General features: G+C 59.9%; 16 protein-coding genes. 10 read left to right on the top strand and 6 right to left on the bottom strand.

From position 1 onward, the window contains the following. Positions 1–190 precede the first annotated feature (190 nt). From recC to ACIOWE_RS19315, 6 genes are all read left to right on the top strand, one after another. Entirely contained in the window at positions 191–3643 is a 3453-nt protein-coding gene (gene recC, locus ACIOWE_RS19340) for an exodeoxyribonuclease V subunit gamma (protein ID WP_401394591.1), read from the top strand. Next, positions 3640–7326 (top strand): exodeoxyribonuclease V subunit beta, encoded by a 3687-nt coding sequence (recB, locus tag ACIOWE_RS19335; protein WP_401394588.1) that lies wholly within the window; start codon positions 3640–3642, stop codon positions 7324–7326. Before recC ends, recB begins: the two co-directional genes overlap by 4 nt. After that, complete coding sequence (recD, locus tag ACIOWE_RS19330) at positions 7323–9431, top strand: exodeoxyribonuclease V subunit alpha (RefSeq protein WP_401394585.1); 2109 nt, start codon at positions 7323–7325, stop codon at positions 9429–9431. The genes recB and recD overlap by 4 nt, the downstream gene beginning before the upstream one ends. 119 nt (positions 9432–9550) lie before the next feature. Next, positions 9551–10126 (top strand): YfiR family protein, encoded by a 576-nt coding sequence (locus ACIOWE_RS19325; protein ID WP_401394582.1) that lies wholly within the window; start codon positions 9551–9553, stop codon positions 10124–10126. Continuing rightward, positions 10123–11391 carry a diguanylate cyclase domain-containing protein gene (locus tag ACIOWE_RS19320; protein WP_401394579.1) on the top strand — a complete coding sequence of 423 codons (1269 nt, stop codon included), beginning with the start codon at positions 10123–10125 and terminating at the stop codon, positions 11389–11391. The genes ACIOWE_RS19325 and ACIOWE_RS19320 overlap by 4 nt, the downstream gene beginning before the upstream one ends. A gap of 47 nt (positions 11392–11438) precedes the next feature. Then, complete coding sequence (locus ACIOWE_RS19315) at positions 11439–11891, top strand: OmpA family protein (RefSeq protein ID WP_401394604.1); 453 nt, start codon at positions 11439–11441, stop codon at positions 11889–11891. On the opposite strand, the gene ACIOWE_RS19310 is transcribed toward ACIOWE_RS19315, so the two are convergent. After that, entirely contained in the window at positions 11888–12835 is a 948-nt protein-coding gene (locus tag ACIOWE_RS19310; protein WP_401394601.1) for a LysR family transcriptional regulator, read from the bottom strand. The two genes, ACIOWE_RS19315 and ACIOWE_RS19310, sit on opposite strands and share 4 nt — an antisense overlap. Positions 12836–12984: 149 nt before the next feature. Here ACIOWE_RS19310 and ACIOWE_RS19305 point away from each other — a divergent pair, with 149 nt between their 5' ends. Then, positions 12985–14511 (top strand): CoA-acylating methylmalonate-semialdehyde dehydrogenase, encoded by a 1527-nt coding sequence (locus ACIOWE_RS19305; RefSeq protein WP_401394576.1) that lies wholly within the window; start codon positions 12985–12987, stop codon positions 14509–14511. Positions 14512–14521: 10 nt separating this feature from the next. Beyond that, on the top strand, positions 14522–15409 hold the full coding sequence (gene mmsB, locus ACIOWE_RS19300) for a 3-hydroxyisobutyrate dehydrogenase (protein WP_401394573.1): 888 nt from the start codon (positions 14522–14524) through the stop codon (positions 15407–15409). Between the two features lie 208 nt (positions 15410–15617). Here the strand turns inward: mmsB and ACIOWE_RS19295 are convergent, their stop codons facing one another. The 4 genes from ACIOWE_RS19295 to ACIOWE_RS19280 all read right to left on the bottom strand — a co-directional run bounded on the left by ACIOWE_RS19295 (position 15618) and on the right by ACIOWE_RS19280 (position 17996). Beyond that, positions 15618–15968, bottom strand: a complete 351-nt coding sequence (locus tag ACIOWE_RS19295; RefSeq protein ID WP_103303269.1) for a cupin domain-containing protein — start codon at positions 15966–15968, stop codon at positions 15618–15620. A 108-nt stretch (positions 15969–16076) separates the two neighbouring features. Next, the gene (locus ACIOWE_RS19290; RefSeq protein WP_401394570.1) at positions 16077–16448 is read right to left on the bottom strand and encodes a MerR family transcriptional regulator; all 372 of its coding nucleotides are present in this window, start codon (positions 16446–16448) and stop codon (positions 16077–16079) included. A gap of 46 nt (positions 16449–16494) precedes the next feature. Then, on the bottom strand, positions 16495–17070 hold the full coding sequence (locus ACIOWE_RS19285) for an NAD(P)H-dependent oxidoreductase (protein ID WP_401394567.1): 576 nt from the start codon (positions 17068–17070) through the stop codon (positions 16495–16497). A 44-nt stretch (positions 17071–17114) separates the two neighbouring features. Then, positions 17115–17996, bottom strand: a complete 882-nt coding sequence (locus ACIOWE_RS19280) for a LysR substrate-binding domain-containing protein (protein WP_401394564.1) — start codon at positions 17994–17996, stop codon at positions 17115–17117. 214 nt (positions 17997–18210) lie between these two features. Here ACIOWE_RS19280 and ACIOWE_RS19275 point away from each other — a divergent pair, with 214 nt between their 5' ends. Further along, entirely contained in the window at positions 18211–18975 is a 765-nt protein-coding gene (locus ACIOWE_RS19275) for a sulfite exporter TauE/SafE family protein (protein ID WP_401394561.1), read from the top strand. On the opposite strand, the gene ACIOWE_RS19270 is transcribed toward ACIOWE_RS19275, so the two are convergent. Beyond that, positions 18965–19279, bottom strand: a complete 315-nt coding sequence (locus tag ACIOWE_RS19270; protein ID WP_401394558.1) for a putative quinol monooxygenase — start codon at positions 19277–19279, stop codon at positions 18965–18967. The genes ACIOWE_RS19275 and ACIOWE_RS19270 overlap by 11 nt on opposite strands. 184 nt (positions 19280–19463) lie before the next feature. Between ACIOWE_RS19270 and ACIOWE_RS19265 the strand changes: the two genes are divergently transcribed. Then, positions 19464–20054 (top strand): NAD(P)H-dependent oxidoreductase, encoded by a 591-nt coding sequence (locus ACIOWE_RS19265; protein WP_103303263.1) that lies wholly within the window; start codon positions 19464–19466, stop codon positions 20052–20054. Positions 20055–20163: the final 109 nt, after the last annotated feature.

Raw genomic sequence — 20163 nt, 5'->3', positions numbered from 1 at the left:
TGGGGTTTCCCCATGTGAGAGTAGGTCATCGTCAAGATTAAATTCCGAAACCCCAATTGCGAAAGCAGTTGGGGTTTTGTTTTGCCCGCAGGAAAGTTCTTACAGCACTCGCAGGCGCCGTCCGGCTGTCATCATGTGCCGACAATGCTAAGGTTCTGACCTGGCTTTTTTATTCGCCCAAGGAAGTCTTATGCCGGACGCCCAGTCCCTCAACGCTGCATTCATGGTGGTCCAGAGCAATAGCCTGGACGAACTGCGCAGCCTGGTGGTCAGCATCATGCGGCGCTATCCGCTGGCTCCCCTGGAGAACGAAATTGCCCTGGTGCAGAGCAATGGCATCGCCCAGTGGTTGAAACTGGCTCTGGCTGAAGATCCTGAGGAAAACGACCTCGGTGGTTGTGGCATCGCGGCAGCGATAGACGTTCAACTGCCCGGCAGTTTCATGTGGCAGCTCTATCGTATGGTTTTGGGTCGAGATGAAATTCCAGCCAAATCCCTGCTCGACAAAGCACCGCTGACCTGGCGCCTCATGCGTCTGCTGCCTCAGGTCATCGACCGTGCGCATTTCGAACCGTTGCAACGCTTCCTCACCCACGACACCGACTTGCGCAAGCGCTATCAGCTATCCGAGCGCCTGGCGGATCTGTTCGACCAATATCAGGTGTATCGAGCCGACTGGCTTGAGGATTGGGCTGAAGGTCGGCATCAACTGCGCAATGTCAGAGGCGAAGTAAAGCCACTATCGCCCACCAGTTGCTGGCAGGCTGAACTCTGGCGCGCGCTGCTGGAAGATGTAGGCGCAAAAGGTATGGCGCAAAGCCGCGCCGGTGTACATCAGCGGTTTATCGAGCGCATTGGTAGCATCGAGCAAGCACCTGCCGGGCTGCCTTCACGAGTGATTGTCTTCGGGATTTCTTCGCTTCCGGCTCAAGTGCTTGAAGCCTTGGCTGGACTTGCGCGTTTCAGCCAGGTTTTGCTCTGTGTGCACAACCCATGTCGCCATCACTGGGCCGACATCGTTGCCGACAAGGATTTGCTGCGTCACCAGTACAAGCGGCAATCGCGCAAGAGCGGCATGCCTGTCGTACTTGATCCCGAGACCATGCATCAACATGCCCACCCTCTATTGGCCGCGTGGGGTAAGCAAGGTCGCGACTACATCAACCTGCTCGATAGCTATGACGACCCAAACAGCTATCGAGCGGCATTTCGCGATGGGCGTATCGACCTGTTCAGCGAAAATCAGCCACATAACCTGCTCAATCAGCTCCAGGACGATATCCTCGAATTGCGCCCGCTTGAGGAGACTCGCGAGCATTGGCCAGCCGTTGATCTGGCCCACGACAATTCGATCCGTTTTCACATCGCTCACAGCGCTCAACGCGAGGTGGAGATTCTCCATGATCAACTGTTGGCACGTTTCAGCGCCAATCCGGATCTACGCCCTCGCGACGTGATCGTGATGGTGCCGGACATCGACAGCTACGCGCCGCATATCCGGGCGGTGTTTGGTCAGCTCGAACGGCATGATTCCCGTTTTATCCCGTTCACCTTGGCAGATCAGGGGCAACGCGGTCGTGATCCTCTGCTGATTGCGGTTGAACACCTGCTCAAACTGCCGGACAGTCGTTTCCCCGTCAGTGAAATCCTCGACTTGCTCGACGTTCCCGCATTACGCGCTCGTTTCGGCATGGAGGAGCGCGACTTGCCGACGTTGCACCGCTGGATTGAAGGCGCTGGTGTGCGTTGGGGAATGAACGCCGAGCAGCGTGCCGGGCTAGGTTTGCCGGATGAACTGGAGCAGAACAGTTGGCATTTCGGTTTGCGACGAATGCTCCTTGGCTACGCAGTCGGCAGCTCGACTGACTGTGCGGGTATCGAGCCCTATGATGAAATCGGGGGGCTGGATGCCGCATTGATCGGTCCGTTGGTGGCTCTGCTTGATGCTCTGGAACTTGCACACCAGGAGCTTACCCGACCGGCCCAGCCCAAGGTGTGGGGGCATCGGCTGCAAGCGTTGATGCAGTTGTTCTTTAAAGCCAGCAACGAACACGACGATTACTTGCTGACTCAACTGGAAGAGCTTCGTGAAACCTGGCTGGAGACCTGCGAGGCGGTAGGTCTGGAGGATGAACTGCCACTGACCGTCGTTCGCGAAGCCTGGCTTGCCGGGCTGGATCAGGGGCGTTTGTCCCAGCGCTTTCTTGCCGGCGCGGTGAACTTTTGTACGCTGATGCCCATGCGTGCCATCCCTTTCAAACTGGTCTGTTTGCTGGGGATGAACGATGGCGATTACCCGCGCGCACAACCGCCGCTCGACTTCGACCTGATGGGCAGCGACTACCGCCCCGGGGACCGCTCCCGACGTGAGGATGATCGCTATCTTTTGCTCGAGGCGCTTCTGTCTGCGCGCAATCAGCTCTACATCAGTTGGGTCGGTCGCAGCATTCGTGACAACAGCGAGAGACCTGCTTCGGTGCTGATCGGCCAGTTACGCGATCACCTCGCCAGTGGTTGGCGATTGATTGATGACAGTCAGGATCTGTTGAGCGCCATGACCGAGGAGCATCCACTGCAACCCTTCAGTGCCCGCTATTTCCACGAGGGAGATCAACTGTTCAGCTATGCCAGCGAGTGGCAGGTTCTGCATCAACCTCATGAGCTACGAAACGAGGCTGAGTTACTCGCCCCTTATGTACAAGAAGAACCGTTGACCCTGGCTCTATTGCAGGACTTTTTACGTAACCCGGTTCGGCACTTTTTCACCCAAAGACTCAAGGTCTACTTCGAAGCCGCCGATGCACCGCTGGCCGATGAAGAGCCTTTCGTACTGGACGCTCTGCAGCGCTATACGCTCAGCGACAGCCTGCTCGAAGCTGCGCTCAGGCAACCGGACAATGTCGAGCAGGCGCTTGAGGCTCAGGCTCGACGGCTGCAAAATAGCGGCCTGTTGCCAATGGCCGGATTCGGCGAATGCCTGCAAAGGGAATTGATTGAGCCACTGCCGGACTTGCTGCAACGCTATCAGCAGCTACTGACGCTTTGGCCGACTCCGCTCGCCAGTGCCATCCCGATCAGCCTCGAGTTGCAGGGGTTGCGTCTTGAAGGATGGCTTTCGGGTTTGTATCAACGCGCTGACGGAGGCGTGTTGTCGGTCACGACCATTCCCAACAGCATCGGCTCAATCAAAAGCCGCAAATGGCATCGTCTGATCAAACCCTGGGTCAATCATCTCGTGGCTTGCGCCAGCGGGCTCTCATTGACCACCGCATTGGTGGCCAGTGACGACACATTGCTGCTCGAGCCCATGGAACAAAACAGGGCCGTTCGTTTTCTTGGCGACCTTCTTCTAGCCTGGCAGGCCGGCATGCGTCAGCCTCTGCCGATCGCCGTGAAGACCGCTTTTGCCTGGCTATCTCAGACCGACCCGCTCAAAGCAGAAGCTGCTGCCCGAAAAGCCTATGAAGGTGACGGACAGACCAGCGAAGGCGAACGCCGCGAAAGTCCAGCGCTGTCCCGCCAATTCGCCGACTTCGATGCATTACTCGCGGACGAAACATTTTCCGGTTGGTGTGACGCCTTGTATCGCCCTCTGTTGGAAGCGCCTTGGCGTTCATTGTCCAGTGAAGGAGCGCGCGCATGAGTACCAAGACACCGCTTGCTCTGGCGTTCCCGTTGCGTGGCAGCCAGTTGATCGAGGCCAGTGCCGGCACCGGCAAGACGTTCACCATTTCTGCGCTTTACCTGCGGCTCATCCTTGGTCATGGCGGCGAGTTGAATGGCTTCGCCCGCGAACTGCTGCCTCCACAGATTCTCGTGGTGACGTTCACCGATGCTGCGACCAAAGAGTTGCGTGAGCGGATCCGCACGCGTCTTGCCGAGGCCGCGCTTTTTTTCCGCGACGAGACGCCAGCGCCTGACGGATTGATCGCCGAACTGCGAGAGCAATTCGAGCCTCAACAATGGCCGGGTTGCGCCAACCGTCTGGACATCGCCGCGCAATGGATGGACGAAGCCGCGGTCTCCACCATCCACAGTTGGTGTCAGCGCATGTTGCGCGAACATGCGTTCGACAGCGGCAGTTTGTTCACCCAATCCCTGGAAACCGATCACAGCGATTTGCTCGGCGAAGTGCTGCGCGATTACTGGCGGCTGTTCTGTTACCCGATGCAGGGCGATGCGTTGAACTGGGTTCGCAGTAACTGGGGTGGGCCTGCGGCGTTGCTGCCTCGGGTGCGAGGCTTGTTCGCCAGCGAGCGCGACAGCGACGAAGGCAAGGCCCCGGCAGAGCTGATCGAAGACTGCCTGCGCGAGCGTCGCGCGGCGTTGATCGAATTGAAAATGCCTTGGCGGCAGTGGGCCGATGAGTTGCTCGCTATCTGCCATCAGGGCGTCGCCGGTAAAACCGTAGACGGTCGCAAGATGCAGGCCCGCTACTTTGAACCGTGGTTCGAAAAGCTTAAAACCTGGGCCGAAGACGAGTCTCTCGAACAACTGGATATCGGCACCGGATTCATTCGGCTGACGCCCGACGGCATGGCCGAGGCCTGGAAAGGCCAGCCTCCAAGCCATCCGGGGCTGGACGCGATGTCAGGGCTCAAATCAAGTCTTGATGCATTGCCGACACCGGACGCGGCGGTATTGCAGCACGCCGCCAAGTGGGTAGGTACACGCTTTGAAGAAGAGAAGCGCCGTCGTGCCGAGATGGGCTTCGACGACATGCTGTTGCGCCTGGATGCAGCACTGCAATCGGAGGGCGGCGAGCGTCTTGCTACGCTGATCCGTGAGCAGTTTCCGGTTGCACTGATTGACGAGTTCCAGGACACCGATCCGGTGCAATACCGGATCTTCGAAAGCATTTATCGTATCGAAGACAACAATCCGGACACGGGACTGTTTCTGATCGGTGACCCCAAACAGGCGATTTACGCCTTTCGCGGCGCAGACATCTATACCTACTTGCGTGCTCGCCAAGCCACCACTGGCCGACTGCATACCTTGGGCACCAACTTCCGCTCCAGTCACGGCATGGTGGAAGCGGTCAACCACGTCTTTGAACGCGCCGAGTCTCGCGAGCAGGGCCGCGGCGCGTTTCTGTTCCGGGAGAAAAACGGTGAAAACCCGGTACCGTTCCAACCGGTGGAATCTCAGGGTCGTAAAGAGAAACTGCAGATTGCCGGGCAGGACGTCGCGGCGCTGAATGTCTGGCACTTGTCCACCGATCAACCCCTGTCAGGCGCGGTTTATCGCCAACAATTGGCAGCCGCTTGCGCCAGTGAAATCACTGCACTGCTTAATGGCGGTCAGGCCGAAAGCTCCGGATTCATCCAGGACGGCAAGGACTTCAAAAGCCTGCGACCTGCCGACATCGCAATCCTCGTACGCGACGGCAAAGAAGCCCAGGCGGTGCGCGGTGAACTCGCTGCACGCGGCGTGCGTAGCGTTTACCTGTCAGATAAGGATTCGGTTTTCGCCGCTCAGGAAGCCCACGATCTGTTGTCCTGGCTCAAGGCCTGCGCCGAGCCGGATGTTGAGCGTTCCCTGAAAGCCGCATTGGCCTGCATCACCCTGAATTTGCCACTGGCTGAGCTGGAGCGTCTGAACCAGGACGAATTGGTCTGGGAAACCCGGGTCATGCAGTTCCGTGGTTATCGTGAACTATGGCGCAAACAAGGTGTGCTGCCGATGCTGCGGCGCCTGTTGCATGACTTCCGCTTGCCGCAGACCTTGATCGCCCGCAGCGACGGCGAGCGGGTGCTGACCAACCTTCTGCACCTGTCGGAGTTGATGCAACAAGCCGCTGCCGAACTGGATGGCGAGCAAGCGCTGATCCGTCACTTGGCGGAACTGCTGGCGTTGTCCGGCCAGGCTGGTGAAGAGCAGATTCTGCGTCTGGAAAGCGACGAGCAACTGGTCAAGGTCGTGACCATCCACAAATCCAAAGGCCTCGAATATCCACTGGTGTTCCTGCCCTTCATCTGTTCATCGAAACCGGTGGATGGCAGCCGATTGCCGCTGCATTACCACGATGCTTCGGGCAAAGCCCAAGTGAGCCTGAAGCCCACCGCCGAACTGATTGCGCAAGCCGACGATGAGCGTCTGGCCGAAGACTTGCGCCTGCTCTATGTCGCCCTGACCCGTGCGCAACATGCTTGCTGGCTGGGGGTGACGGATCTTAAGCGTGGCAATAACAACAGCTCGGTGCTGCACCTTTCTGCCCTTGGTTACTTGCTGGGCGGTGGCGCCTCTCTGGGTGAGTCCATTGCCCTTGATCGTTGGCTGCAAAACCTGCAACAAGACTGCCCTGCCATCAGCGTCGGTGAAATGCCGCAGCCCAGCGACGAGCACTACCAGCCGCCGCGTAATGAAGCCGTCCTCAGTGCCACTCTGCTGCCCAAGCGCAAGGCCAGCGAAAACTGGTGGATCGCGTCTTACAGCGCGCTGCGCATCAGCGACGTATTGAGTGTTGGCAGTGACGAAGCACCGGACAGTCCTCAAGCACAAAAGCTTTTCGATGACGAACGACTCGATCCCGACGCGCCGCGAGAAATCATTGCCGGTGGCGCCGACATCCATCGTTTTCCGCGTGGCCCCAATCCCGGAACCTTTCTCCATGGTTTGCTGGAATGGGCGGGTGACGACGGTTTCGCCGTCACCCGTGAGGCGTTGGAAGATGCAATTGCCCGGCGCTGTAATCTGCGCGGTTGGGAAGGCTGGATCATCACCCTGAGTGACTGGTTGCAGCATCTGCTCAAATCCCCGCTGCCGATCGGTGACCAACCGCCGGTCATTCTCGAGCAACTGAAACAGTATCGGGTGGAGATGGAGTTCTGGTTCGCCAGCCACAAAGTCGATGTGCTCAGACTCGACGATCTGGTGCGTCAGTACACGCACAATGGCGTGGCGCGAGTGGCGGCAGAACCGGTGCAACTCAACGGTATGTTCAAAGGCTTCATCGATCTGACTTTTGAGCACGACGGCCGCTATTACGTGGCGGACTACAAATCCAACTGGCTGGGCAGCGATGACCTGGCCTACACCGAGCAGGCCATGGAACAGTCGATCCTCGATAATCGCTACGACCTGCAATATGTGTTGTACCTGTTGGCGTTGCATCGCCAGCTCAAGGCACGATTGCCCGACTACGATTACGACCGGCATGTCGGTGGCGCGCTGTACCTGTTTCTGCGCGGTACTCGTGCAGCCAGTCGCGGTGCTTACTTTGTGCGACCACCGCGGGAGTTGATCGAACGTCTGGACCGGATGTTCCAGGGCAAACCCGAACCCAAGGCCGAGCCCTTGTGGGAACAGGGAGTCTTGCTATGAGCCGCAGCCTGGACGATCTGCTGCCGACACCGCTGGCTGCCGACAGTCTGTCGACACTCGCGCCCCTGACCCGCGCCGATGATTTGCTGGTGCTGCTCACCCGTTGGGTCGAACGTGGCTGGCTGCGTGCTCTCGACAAGGCATTCGTCGCATTCCTCCACGAGCTTGAGCCGGATACTGATCCACTGGTGCTGCTCGCCGCGGCGCTGACCAGCCATCAACTCGGTCATGGGCATGTGTGCCTGGATCTGTTCGAAACCCTCAAAGCGCCGGACTTTGCCCTGTCGCTACCGCCCGAAGGCGATGTGCTGGGCGGGGTGTTGCTGCTGCCCTCGCAATTGCTTGAGGCGCTCGATGGCGCGCATTGGTGCAAGGTTCTGGCGGCGAGCGCCTTGGTTGCATTGTCGGCTGACGGCAGTGATTCGGCGCAGCGACGGCCATTGGTATTATCCGGGAAACGTCTGTATCTGCGACGCTACTGGGCCTACGAGCGCCGTATCGATCTCGCCTTGCGCCAGCGCCTCGTACAGCGCGAAGCAACGCCGGATGACCTCCCGCAGCGGTTGAACGAGTTGTTTGGCTCGGCGAAATCCGGCGATGTGATCGACTGGCAAAAACTCGCCTGTGCCATCGCCACGCGTGGCGCATTCAGCATCGTCACTGGTGGCCCGGGCACAGGTAAAACCACGACGGTGGTACGTTTGCTGGCACTGCTTCAGGCGCCGGCGGTGGAGACTGGCCATCCCTTGCGTATCCGCTTGGCGGCGCCGACCGGCAAAGCCGCAGCGCGGCTGACCGAGTCCATCAGTCAACAAGTGCAGTCACTGAAAGTCGCCGAAGACGTACGGGCGAAAATCCCCTGCGACGTGACCACGGTGCATCGCTTGCTCGGCAGTCGCCCCGGCACTCGACACTTTCGACACCATGCCGGCAACCGCTTGCCCCTGGATGTACTGGTGGTCGATGAAGCGTCGATGATCGATCTGGAAATGATGGCGAATCTGCTCGACGCCTTGCCGCCCCACGCGCGCCTGGTATTGCTCGGTGACAAGGACCAACTGGCCTCCGTGGAGGCCGGTGCGGTGCTGGGTGATCTGTGTCGCGATGCCGAAAGTGGTTGGTACAGCCCGAAGACGCGTCAGTGGCTGGAGTCGGTCAGCGGTGAAACCTTGCAGGGCAGCGGTTTGTGTGAAGACGTCGACGACACTCATCCGCTGGCGCAACAAGTGGTAATGCTGCGTCACTCACGGCGTTTCGGCGAGGGTAGCGGTATCGGCCAACTCGCGCGCCGGGTCAATCAGCAATTGCCGGATGAGGCGCGTCAGCTGCTGTCGGCTGGGCACTATGACGATGTGTATTCGTTGTCGCTAAAGGGCGAGCACGATCACAAGTTAGAGCGACTGTTGCTGGAGGGCCATGGCGATGGCCCGCAAGGTTATCGGCATTATCTGAGTGTGCTGCGCAATCAGCGTCCACCGTCCGGCAGGCCGCTCGAACATCCGGACTGGATCACATGGGCCAGGGAAGTTCTGCAGGCGTTCGACACTTTTCAGCTGCTGTGTGCGGTGCGCAAGGGGCCGTGGGGCGTGGAGGGTCTGAACCTGCGCATTACCGCAGCTTTGCTCAAGGCTCGCCTGATCGACAATGACCAGCAATGGTACGAGGGGCGGCCAGTGCTGATGACGCGCAATGACTACGGCCTGGGTTTGATGAATGGCGACATCGGCATTGCCTTGAAACTGCCCGAGCGCGAAGGTCCCGATGCCGGCAAACCGGTGCTGCGTGTGGCTTTCCCGCGCAATGATGGCCAGGGCGGGGTGCGTTTCGTGTTGCCGAGTCGGCTCAACGATGTGGAAACCGTGTACGCCATGACGGTGCACAAATCCCAGGGCTCGGAATTTGCGCACACCGCGTTGATCCTTCCGGATGCCCTGAATCCAGTGCTGACCAAAGAGCTGATTTACACCGGCATCACCCGGGCCAAGCACTGGTTCACCCTGATCGAGCCGCGCGCCGGGGTGTTCGAAGAAGCCGTGCAGCGCAAGGTTAAGCGCCTCAGCGGGTTGATGCTTGAACTGGAAGAGGGGGCCGAGCCCCGAGAGTGATAAAAACAGCCATTGATGGCAATTACTGACCAGCCAGTCAGGGGGCACTGTATCGCTGGTGATTCAGCGCTGTGCTATCGTTGCGGCATCATTTCGCTACGATCCAAGAGAATCCCTGCATGAAGCTGGCTGTCTGGGCGACAGAGCGCGTGTTTCGCTGCAAGCGCGCAGTGCTTGTCGGTTTGCTCTGTGCGCTGGCGGGCATGGCCGTCGCACAGCCGCAAACGCCGCCGGGCATGGCTGAGCAACGCGCTCAAGCTGTCACCAAAGTCGTTCTGGGCATTCTCAGCTACGCACGCTGGCCGGTGGAGCCTGCGCAATTGCGCCTGTGCATCGTCGGCCCTACCGAGTACACCGACGATCTGGTCAAAGGTACGACCCAAGCCACAGGCCGACCCGTTACCGTGCGCCGTCTGCTGGCGGACAACCCGGCCATCGTCAGCGAATGCGATGCCGTGTACATCGGCAAACTCACAGCGGATGAACGCAGTCGCCTGTTTACCTCGCTGATCGGCCATCCGGTGCTGAGCATCAGCGAAGGCGGTGATCAGTGCACGGTGGGCAGCCTGTTCTGCCTGCGGGTTGGCGACGATCAGGTGTCTTTCGAAGTCAATCTAGACTCCGTCGCCCGCAGTGGCGTGCGCATTCATCCAAGCGTCCTGCAGTTGTCGCGTCGCAAACCGGCGGCGCCATGAAACTGTTCAGCTCGAAAGTTCGCCCCACGCTGGGCTCGGTCATTGGTCGCGGCAACTTGATTGTGGCGTTGGTGGCCGTGACGATGGCCAGTGTCTCGCTGACCCTGCTGGGTGTTCTGGCGTTGCGGGTTTACGCCGATCACAACCTGCACTTGATTGCTCGCTCGATCAGCTACACCGTCGAAGCGGCGGTGGTGTTCAACGACAAGGCTGCCGCCACCGAAGCGCTGGCGCTGATCGCTTCCACCGAGGAAGTGGCGGACGTCCAGGTGCTGGACGCTCAAGGCCAATTGCTCGCACGCTGGCAACGGCCGGAAAACGGCTTGTTCTCGGCGCTGGAAATGAGCATCACCCGCGCCGTTCTGGAAAAACCGATCAACCTGCCGATCCTGCATCAGGACCGTGAAATCGGGCGCGTTCTGCTCATGGGCCATGGTGGCAGCCTGATGAGCTTTCTGCTCAGTGGTCTGGCCGGGATTATTCTCTGTACCGCGATCAGCGCCTGGGTTGCACTCTCTCTGGCACGGCGCCAGTTGCGCGGCATCATTGGCCCGCTGCACAAACTCGCAGCCGTGGCCCACGCCGCGCGCAGCGAGCGAGCACTGGATCGCCGTGTGCCGCCGGCGCAGATCGCCGAACTGGACAATCTCGGCAACGACTTCAACGCCTTGCTCGACGAGCTGGAGTCGTGGCAAACCCATCTGCAAAACGAAAATGAAACGCTTGCTCACCAGGCCAGTCACGACAGTCTGACCGGGCTGCCGAACCGCGCCTTTTTCGAGGGCCGATTGATCCGTGCGCTGCGCAACGCCAGCAAACTTCACGAGCGCGTGGCGGTGCTGTTTCTCGACAGTGATCGATTCAAAGGGATCAACGATAACTTCGGCCACGCCGCCGGAGACGCGGTGCTGGTAGCCGTGGCCAACCGAGTGCGCGCCCAGTTGCGCGAGGAGGATCTGGTCGCGCGCCTCGGCGGTGACGAGTTCGCCGTGCTGCTGACCCCCTTGCACAAGATCGAAGACGCCGAGCGCATCGCCGACAAGATTCTCGCCAGCATGGACATGCCCATCGCGCTGCCGGGCGACACCAGTGTCGTGACGTCGCTCAGTATCGGCATCGCCGTTTACCCCGATCATGGCGCCACGCCCGGAGCCTTGCTCGATGCCGCCGATGCGGCGATGTATCAAGCCAAGCGCCTTTCCCGTGGCGCTCAATTCACGGCTGGGTCGGAGCACCCGACCGATCCCGTTCAAACCAGGAGCTGACTTCCGTGTTCACACTGCCCATTCGAATTTTTTCCATCCTGCTGCTGATGGCCACGCTGACCCTGACCGGTTGCCAGACCGCCCCGCAAAAAGGCCTGACTCCCGCGCAGATTGCCGTGCTCAAACAGCAGGGTTTTGAATTGACCGACGAAGGCTGGGAGTTTGGCCTGTCGGGCAAAGTGCTGTTCGGCAGCGATGTCGAAAGCCTGAACAAACAAAGCACCGAAATCGTCGAGCGCATCGGCAAGGCGCTGCTCAACGTCGGCATCGAACGAGTGCGGGTCGATGGCCACACCGACGCGTCTGGCAAGGAAAGCTACAACCAGCAACTGTCCCTGCGCCGAGCCAAAAGCGTGGCCAAGGTGCTGGGCACGGTCGGCATGAAGCAAGAAAACATTCAGCTGCAAGGCCTGGGCAGCAGCGAACCGGTTGCGCCCAACACCACGGCGGCGGGGCGCACGGAAAACCGCCGCGTCGCGATCGTGGTCAGCGCCGACTAATCGGCAAACCGCATCTCGCGGGTCTGCCCCATCAGCAGACCCTGATTGCGCTCGGTCACCTCACGGATGTAATCCCACAACAGGGTAATCCGCTTGAGCTTGCGCAGATCTTCGCGGCAGTACATCCAGAACTGCCGGGTGATATCGATTTCCTCGGGCAACACCGGCAGCAGGCGCGGGTCCTGTGCGGCGAGGAAGCACGGCAGAATCGCCAGAGAACGCCCCTGCTGCGCGGCGACGAACTGCGCGATCACGCTGGTGCTGCGCAAATGGGCGCTGGCGCCGGGCAGCACGTTCGCCAGGTAGAGCAGCTCCGAGCTGAACGCCAGGTCATCCACATAACTGATGAATTGATGCTTGCTCAAATCGGCCGGGCGACGGATCGGTGGGTGTTTGTCGAGGTAGTCCTGGGTGGCGTAGAGCTGCAAGCGGTAGTCGCAGAGTTTGCAGCAGACGTACGGCCCGTGTTCGGGACGCTCCAGAGCGATGACGATATCGGCCTCGCGCTTCGACAGGCTGATGAAGTGCGGCAGCGGCAGGATGTCCACCGAGATTGCCGGGTAGGAATCGACGAAATGGCTCAGCTGCGGCGTGATGAAAAAGCTGCCGAAGCCTTCGGTGCAGCCCATGCGCACGTGCCCGGACAGCGCCACGCCGGAACCGGAAACCTGTTCGCAGGCCATGTGCAGCGTGCTTTCAATCGACTCGGCATAACCCAGTAGGCGCTGGCCTTCGGTGGTCAATACGAAGCCGCTGGTGCGCGACTTCTCGAACAGCAACGTGCCGAGCGCCGCTTCCAGCGAACTGATGCGCCGCGACACCGTGGTGTAGTCCACCGCGAGCCGTTTGGCGGCGGTGCTGGCCTTGCGCGTACGGGCGACTTCGAGGAAAAACTTGAGGTCGTCCCAGTTGAGCGAACCTAGAGAGGTGATGTTTTTTTGCATGATGGACGGGCTTATATGTGCGTTCTTATTAGAAGTTTGCACATCTATACTCCAAAAACAGTCCGACAACCAATTCGTGACACACGCCTCATCTCAAGGCGAACTCTTCGCCTTGGCTACTACGATAAAAACAAGTTTTGGAGACCAGCATGAACGCATCGCTTACGCCCAACGAAACCACGGTCCAGAAGGTCAAGCTGCTGATCGACGGCGAGTGGGTCGAGTCGCAGACCACCGAATGGCACGACATCGTCAACCCGGCGACCCAGCAAGTGCTGGCGAAAGTGCCGTTTGCCACCGCCGCTGAAGTGGATGCAGCCATCAGTGCCGCACACCGTGCCTTCCAGACCTGGAAACTGACCCCGATCGGCGCACGCATGCGCATCATGCTCAAGCTGCAAGCGCTGATCCGTGAACACTCCAAACGTATCGCCGTGGTACTGAGCGCCGAGCAGGGCAAAACCATTGCCGACGCCGAGGGTGATATTTTCCGTGGCCTGGAAGTGGTCGAGCACGCGTGCTCCATTGGCACTCTGCAAATGGGCGAGTTCGCCGAAAACGTCGCCGGCGGCGTCGATACCTACACCCTGCGTCAGCCAATCGGTGTCTGCGCCGGCATCACGCCGTTCAACTTCCCGGCGATGATTCCGCTGTGGATGTTCCCGATGGCGATCGCTTGCGGCAACACCTTCGTACTCAAACCATCCGAACAGGATCCGCTGTCGACCATGCTGCTGGTGGAACTTGCCATCGAGGCTGGCGTTCCGGCAGGCGTGCTCAACGTGGTTCACGGCGGCAAGGATGTGGTCGACGGCCTGTGCACGCACAAAGACATCAAAGCCGTATCGTTCGTCGGTTCGACGGCGGTCGGCACCCACGTCTATGACTTGGCCGGCAAGCACGGCAAACGCGTGCAATCGATGATGGGCGCGAAGAACCACGCCGTGGTGCTCCCGGACGCCAATCGCGAGCAAGCGCTGAATGCCTTGGTTGGCGCCGGTTTCGGTGCGGCCGGGCAGCGTTGCATGGCCACTTCGGTGGTGGTGCTGGTCGGTGCGGCGAAACAATGGCTGCCGGACCTGAAAGCGCTGGCGCAGAAACTCACCGTCAACGCCGGCAGCGAGCCGGGCACCGATGTCGGGCCAGTGATCTCGAAGAAAGCCAAGGCACGGATTCTCGACCTGATCGAAAGCGGCATCAAGGAAGGCGCCAAGCTTGAGCTGGACGGTCGCGACATCAAGGTGCCGGGCTACGAGCAAGGCAACTTCGTCGGCCCGACCCTGTTCTCGGGCGTGACCACCGACATGCAGATCTACACCCAGGAAATCTTCGGCCCGGTGCTGGTGGTGCTGGAAGTCGACACCCTTGATCAGGCCATTGCGCTGGTCAACGCCAACCCGTTCGGCAACGGCACGGGTCTATTCACCCAGAGCGGCGCAGCGGCGCGTAAATTCCAGACTGAAATCGACGTTGGCCAGGTCGGTATCAACATTCCGATTCCGGTACCGGTGCCGTTCTTCAGCTTCACCGGTTCCCGTGGTTCGAAACTCGGCGACCTCGGCCCGTACGGCAAGCAAGTGGTGCAGTTCTATACCCAGACGAAAACGGTCACGGCGCGCTGGTTCGATGACAACAGCGTCAACGACGGCGTGAACACCACCATCAATCTGCGCTGAGGAATCGGCCATGAAAATCGCATTTATCGGTCTGGGTAACATGGGCGCGCCAATGGCGCGCAACCTGATCAAGGCTGGCCATTCGCTGAATCTGGTCGACCTGAACAAAACCGTGCTGGCGGAACTGGAACAACTGGGCGGCACCATTCGTTCGTCGGCGCGCGAAGCTGCCGAGGACGCCGAACTGGTGATCACCATGCTCCCGGCCGCCGTACATGTGCGCAGCGTCTGGCTCGGTGAAGACGGCGTCCTGGCCGGCATCGGCAAAGGTGTGCCGGCAGTGGATTGCAGCACCATCGATCCGCAGACGGCTCGCGATGTCGCAGTTGCAGCGGCGAAACAAGGGGTGGCCATGGCCGATGCGCCAGTCTCCGGCGGCACCGGTGGCGCGACGGCCGGGACGCTGACCTTCATGGTCGGCGCCACGCCAGAACTGTTCGCCACCCTGCAACCGGTGCTGGCGCAGATGGGCCGCAACATCGTGCATTGCGGTGAAGTCGGCACCGGGCAGATCGCCAAGATCTGTAACAACCTGCTGCTGGCGATTTCGATGGTCGGTGTCAGTGAAGCGATGGCGCTGGGTGATGCGCTGGGCATCGACACCTCGGTGCTGGCCGGCATCATCAACAGCTCGACCGGGCGTTGCTGGAGTTCGGAAATGTACAACCCGTGGCCGGGCATCGTCGAAACGGCGCCCGCCTCACGCGGTTATACCGGCGGTTTTGGTGCGGAACTGATGCTCAAGGATCTGGGCCTGGCAACGGAAGCGGCACGTCAGGCGCATCAGCCCGTGGTACTCGGCGCGGTGGCACAGCAGTTGTATCAGGCGATGAGTCAGCGTGGTGATGGCGGGAAAGACTTCTCGGCGATTATCAACAGCTATCGCAAGCCGCAGTAACCACAACTCCAAGAGCTAGGGTCAACTCAATCTCTTGGAGTGAAGGCGTTTTTTGTGGCGAGGGAGCTTGCTCCCGCTGGTCTGCGCAGCAGACCCAAAACCAGCGAATGCGGATATCCAGAACTCCGCGTCTGCTGAATTTACGACTGCTGCGCAGCCGAGCGGGAGCAAGCTCCCTCGCCACAGGTGATTTCCCGGCTTTTTTGTATCAGGCAAACACGAAGTATTTGCGCACGGTCTCGACCACTTCCCACGTGCCTTTCATCCCCGGTTCAATCACGAAAATATCGCCGGCCCGCAGGTGGATCGGCGCCATGCCGTCCGGGGTGATCACGCAGTAGCCTTCCTGGAAATGGCAGTACTCCCACTTCACATATTCCACGCGCCACTTGCCCGGGGTGCAGATCCAGGTGCCCATGATCTTGCTGCCGTCTTCGCTGGTGTAGGCGTTGAGGTTGACGGTGTGCGGGTCGCCCTCGAGTTTTTCCCATTTGCAGGCGTCGAGTACCGGCAGCGGGTGGGTGTCGCGCAGAACAGTGATAGGGGCGGTCGCGGTCATGGGGACTCCGGGCAGTGAACGTGAGGAATGAACTCGCACCCTATAGCGCCCGGGCGCTGCTCAGTTGTCTGTGCTCGACATCGAAGTGCTCAGAAACGCGCAAACCGCTTACAGGTTTTCCAGTGGGCAAGTGACCCGGGCGTGTTCCAGGCTTGCTTCGAACCCTTCCAGTTGCGCGTATTGCCGGATGAGCTCGGCCATGCTGTTGTTGATTTCGCGTTTCTTCGTTTCAATGGCCTGTTGCGCCAGCGCCCAAGGCATCGCCTCGCCGTGGTGATCAGCGAAGATCGCCTGCAGCTCCTTGAGGCGAAAACCCATGTCTTTGGCGCATTTGATGAAGATCAGCAGTTCGACACTTTGTTGATCGTAGAGGCGGTAGTTGCCTTGACGCCGGGGTTTGGGCAGCAGGCCGATCGACTCATAGTGGCGGATGCTTTTGATGGTGGTGCCGGAGCGTTGCGCAGCTTGACCGATGTACATAAACGTCCTTTTTAATGTGAATCAGCGCGGGGCATTATCGGCAGACTTACCGGCCGGCGATAGCCTGCGCCTGTTGCAGCCAGGCTTGTCGTTGCTGATCGGTGGAACCAAGCACCGGACCGAACGTCAGCGTGCGCACGGGTTTGATCCCGCAGAATTGGAGTGTGGTTTTGCGCACTTCATTCAGTCCGGGCATGCGATAGACCCAGCGGTAATACCAGGGCGGTGTGTCCATCGTCACCAGCAAATGCGCGGTGCGGCCCTTCAGCAGTTTGTCCGGGAAGGCTTTGCCTTTGCGGTATTTGAAGGCGAAACCCGGCAGCAGCACCCGATCAAAAAAACCTTTGAGCAGCGCCGGAATGCCGCCCCACCAGATCGGGTAAACCAGTGTCAGATGTTCAGCCCAAAGGATGTCGGATTGTGCCGCACTCAAGTCATTTTCCAGCGCCTGGATCTGTTGATAACCTTCGCGCAGCACCGGGTCGAAATTCATCTCCCCAAGCCTTAACTGACGCACCTCATGCCCGGCCGCAAGTGCGGATTGTGCATAACGCTCAGCGAGCGCGGCGCACAGGCTTGTCGCCGAAGGGTGGCCCAGAATCAGCAGTATGCGTTTGCCCATCGTTACTGTCCTTGCTGGAAAAAGCCAAGGATGAAGTCTGCCCCTTAGGGGAGAGTCAAGGCGTGCAACAAGGCTTTGGCGTACCCCGGCAATGCGCTGAAATCTCTGGCACAGAGCATTAAGGTACGGCGCGCCCAAGGCTCATCAAGGGCGACGCTTTTGAAGGCGCGAGACGGCCCGCGTTCGACGGCGGCCAGCGGCACAATGGCAAGTCCCGCGCCACGGCCGACCATGCGCATCACACCGTCAAAACCATCCGCGCGGATGCGCACCTGCATTCGCGAGCCGCTGTGCAAGGCCTGCTCTTCGAGATAGATCGCCAGAGCGCTGTCGGCACTCAGTCCTACAAAGTCGTGGCGCAAGGCGTCGCTGAAACTGACCTCCGCGGCGTCAGACAATGGGTGGTCCAGCGGCAGAATCAACACCAGTGGATCGTCGCGGAACGCTTGAGTCTGTAGGTCGCTGGTGTCGACCGCGTCAGACACAATCCCCAGATCTGCCGCACCTTGGCGCAAGGCATGGGTGATGCGTGCGCTGGGCAGCTCTTGCAGGTCGATGTCGAGATTGGGGTGGCTGCGCAAAAAGTCCGCGAGCACTTCCGGCAGGTATTCAGTGATCGCGGTGGTATTGCACAGTAGACGCACCTGACCTTTGACGCCTTTGGCGTAGTCGGCCAGATCCTGCTGCAGGCGTTCGGCCTGTTGCAGAAGGATGCGCGCGTGCTGCGCCAGGGCTTTGCCGGCCGGTGTCGGGGTGACGCCACGGCGACCGCGCTGGAGAAACTCGGTGCCCAATGACGCTTCCATCGCGCGGATTCTTGCGCTGGCGGCGGCAAGTGACAAATGGCTGCGGGCGGCGCCGGCGGTGATGTTGCCGGTGTCGAGAATGTGCAGGTAGAGGCGCAGGTCGGTGAGGTCGAAGTGCATGGGGACAGCCTCTGGTTTTGTGGTGTATGGGCCGGCCTCTTCGCGAGCAGGCTCGCTCCCACAGGTTTGTGCTCGCCACAGATCCAATGTGGGAGCGAGCCTGCTCGCGAAGGGGCCTGAGGTCTCAAAGAGTATCTCAGACTCTTGTATAGAGAGAGGCAGCCTCAGTATATGGCAGATTTTCAACCCGCCCCCTCAGGCGCACAGTAGCGCCATGAACACCCTCGCAGATTTCTACCAAAACCTCGGCCTGGCCCTGTCACTGCTGGTCATCGCCACTTTCGTCATGGCCGGTCTGGTCAAAGGCGTCATTGGCCTCGGCCTGCCCACGGTCGCCATGGGTCTGCTGGGTCTGGCTATGGCACCGTCGCAGGCAGCGGCGCTGCTGATTATTCCGGCAACGTTAACCAATGTCTGGCAACTGGCATTCGGCGGGCATTTGAAACAACTGATCCGGCGCCTGTGGCCGATGCTGCTGATGATCTTTCTCGGCACCGGTGTCGGCACTGTGTGGATCGGCATGGCGGGCGGGCACTGGGTCGTACGCGGGTTGGGCGCGGCGCTGTTGCTGTATGCGTTGAGTGGGTTGTTCCTGCCGACGCTGCACGTTAAACCTCGCCATGAATCCTGGCTCGGCCCGGTCTGTGGCGTGATCACCGGCCTCATCACTTCCGCCACCGGCGTCTTCGTCATTCCCGCCGTGCCGTACCTACAAGCGCTGGGCTTGAACCGTGATGAACTGGTGCAGGCGCTGGGCCTGTCCTTCACCGTTTCGACGCTCGCGCTGGCCGGCGGCTTGCTCTGGCGCGGCGCACTCGGTGGCGGCGAATTGAGCGCCTCGCTGCTGGCGCTGATCCCGGCAGTGCTCGGGATGCTGCTCGGCCAATGGCTGCGTCAACGCATCAGCGCGATGCTGTTCAAGCGCGTGTTCTTCATCGGAATGGGCGCGCTCGGCGCCCACCTGCTGATCAGCGGTTAGCCGATGACTCGCTGAGCATGTCGATCCGGCGGATATCAAAATCACGCTCCAGATACTCCATGCGCTGCTCGAAGAATTGCTTCATGTGCGGCAGGTTCGAGTGCACGTCCAGATGCGCCTGGCTTTTCCAGATCTCGTAGAAGATGAACAGCGACGGATCTTCCTGGTCGCGCAGCATGTGGTATTCGATGCAACCCGGTTCGGCGCGGCTCGGTTCGACATAGGCGCGGAACAGCGTCTCGAAAGCCTCGGCTTTTTCCGGACGGGTCTTGGCGTGCAGGATGAAACCGTGGCGTTCACTCATCGATGAAATTCCTCAAGTTCAGATGGCGGCCAATCCTACGGCAACAATCTGTGCTCGATTCGTGCGTTTTGCTCAAATGTATTTTGCGCAACAAAGGCTTATTCCGCGCGAGGCGGATCGTTAATCTGCCGCCATTCCATTTTCCCTTCTCCACCCAGCCCGATGGCTGCGCCGAGGCTTTGTCATGAAAAAAGTTTTGTTGCTCAATGGCGGTAAAAAATTCGCCCACTCCGACGGTCGCTACAACACCACCCTGCACGAAGCGGCGCTGAGCGTGCTGGATCGCGGCGGTGTCGACGTGAAAACCACGTTCATCGACGAGGGTTATGACGTTGCAGAGGAAGTAGCGAAATTCCTCTGGGCTGACGTGATCATCTATCAAATGCCGGGCTGGTGGATGGGCGCGCCGTGGACGGTTAAAAAGTACCTCGACGAAGTCTTCACCGAAGGTCACGGCAGCCTCTACGCCAGCGATGGCCGCACCCGCTCCGATGCGTCGCAGAAATACGGCAGCGGCGGACTGATTCAGGGCAAGCAATACATGCTGTCGCTGACCTGGAACGCACCCCAGCAAGCGTTTGACGACCCGACCGACTTCTTCGAAGCCAAAGGCGTGGACGCGGTGTATTTTCCGTTTCACAAGGCCAACGAGTTTTTGGGCATGACGGCTTTGCCGACGTTCCTCTGTGTGGACGTGATGAAGCGCCCGAACATCGAGAACGATGTGGCGCGGTATGAACAGCATCTGAAAGAGGTATTCGCTCTCAAGGCTTGAGTGAATCAAGCTACTATCGAATAGTTTGGCCAAATCCTGTGGCGAGGGAGCTTGCTCCCGCTGGACTGCGCAGCAGTCCCAAAAAGCTTGCGACCGCTGCGCGCTCGAG

The sequence above is a fragment of the Pseudomonas sp. NPDC087598 genome (assembly GCF_044743525.1).
In the GTDB taxonomy this organism is placed as follows: domain Bacteria; phylum Pseudomonadota; class Gammaproteobacteria; order Pseudomonadales; family Pseudomonadaceae; genus Aquipseudomonas.
The sequence above is the reverse complement of the archived record's forward strand: the minus strand, read 5'-3'. Positions and strand labels throughout refer to the sequence as shown.

What these genes read in the sequence shown, in the direction of transcription:
- ACIOWE_RS19275 (WP_401394561.1), top strand. Translation starts at nt 18,211, where the DNA reads ATGAACACCCTCGCAGATTTCTACCAAAACCTCGGCCTGGCCCTGTCA.
- ACIOWE_RS19325 (WP_401394582.1), top strand. Translation starts at nt 9,551, where the DNA reads ATGAAGCTGGCTGTCTGGGCGACAGAGCGCGTGTTTCGCTGCAAGCGC.
- ACIOWE_RS19320 (WP_401394579.1), top strand. Translation starts at nt 10,123, where the DNA reads ATGAAACTGTTCAGCTCGAAAGTTCGCCCCACGCTGGGCTCGGTCATT.
- ACIOWE_RS19305 (WP_401394576.1), top strand. Translation starts at nt 12,985, where the DNA reads ATGAACGCATCGCTTACGCCCAACGAAACCACGGTCCAGAAGGTCAAG.
- ACIOWE_RS19310 (WP_401394601.1), bottom strand. Translation starts at nt 12,835, where the DNA reads ATGCAAAAAAACATCACCTCTCTAGGTTCGCTCAACTGGGACGACCTC.
- ACIOWE_RS19280 (WP_401394564.1), bottom strand. Translation starts at nt 17,996, where the DNA reads ATGCACTTCGACCTCACCGACCTGCGCCTCTACCTGCACATTCTCGAC.
- ACIOWE_RS19270 (WP_401394558.1), bottom strand. Translation starts at nt 19,279, where the DNA reads ATGAGTGAACGCCACGGTTTCATCCTGCACGCCAAGACCCGTCCGGAA.
- ACIOWE_RS19290 (WP_401394570.1), bottom strand. Translation starts at nt 16,448, where the DNA reads ATGTACATCGGTCAAGCTGCGCAACGCTCCGGCACCACCATCAAAAGC.
- recB (WP_401394588.1), top strand. Translation starts at nt 3,640, where the DNA reads ATGAGTACCAAGACACCGCTTGCTCTGGCGTTCCCGTTGCGTGGCAGC.
- ACIOWE_RS19285 (WP_401394567.1), bottom strand. Translation starts at nt 17,070, where the DNA reads ATGGGCAAACGCATACTGCTGATTCTGGGCCACCCTTCGGCGACAAGC.
- ACIOWE_RS19265 (WP_103303263.1), top strand. Translation starts at nt 19,464, where the DNA reads ATGAAAAAAGTTTTGTTGCTCAATGGCGGTAAAAAATTCGCCCACTCC.
- ACIOWE_RS19295 (WP_103303269.1), bottom strand. Translation starts at nt 15,968, where the DNA reads ATGACCGCGACCGCCCCTATCACTGTTCTGCGCGACACCCACCCGCTG.
- recC (WP_401394591.1), top strand. Translation starts at nt 191, where the DNA reads ATGCCGGACGCCCAGTCCCTCAACGCTGCATTCATGGTGGTCCAGAGC.
- recD (WP_401394585.1), top strand. Translation starts at nt 7,323, where the DNA reads ATGAGCCGCAGCCTGGACGATCTGCTGCCGACACCGCTGGCTGCCGAC.
- mmsB (WP_401394573.1), top strand. Translation starts at nt 14,522, where the DNA reads ATGAAAATCGCATTTATCGGTCTGGGTAACATGGGCGCGCCAATGGCG.
- ACIOWE_RS19315 (WP_401394604.1), top strand. Translation starts at nt 11,439, where the DNA reads ATGGCCACGCTGACCCTGACCGGTTGCCAGACCGCCCCGCAAAAAGGC.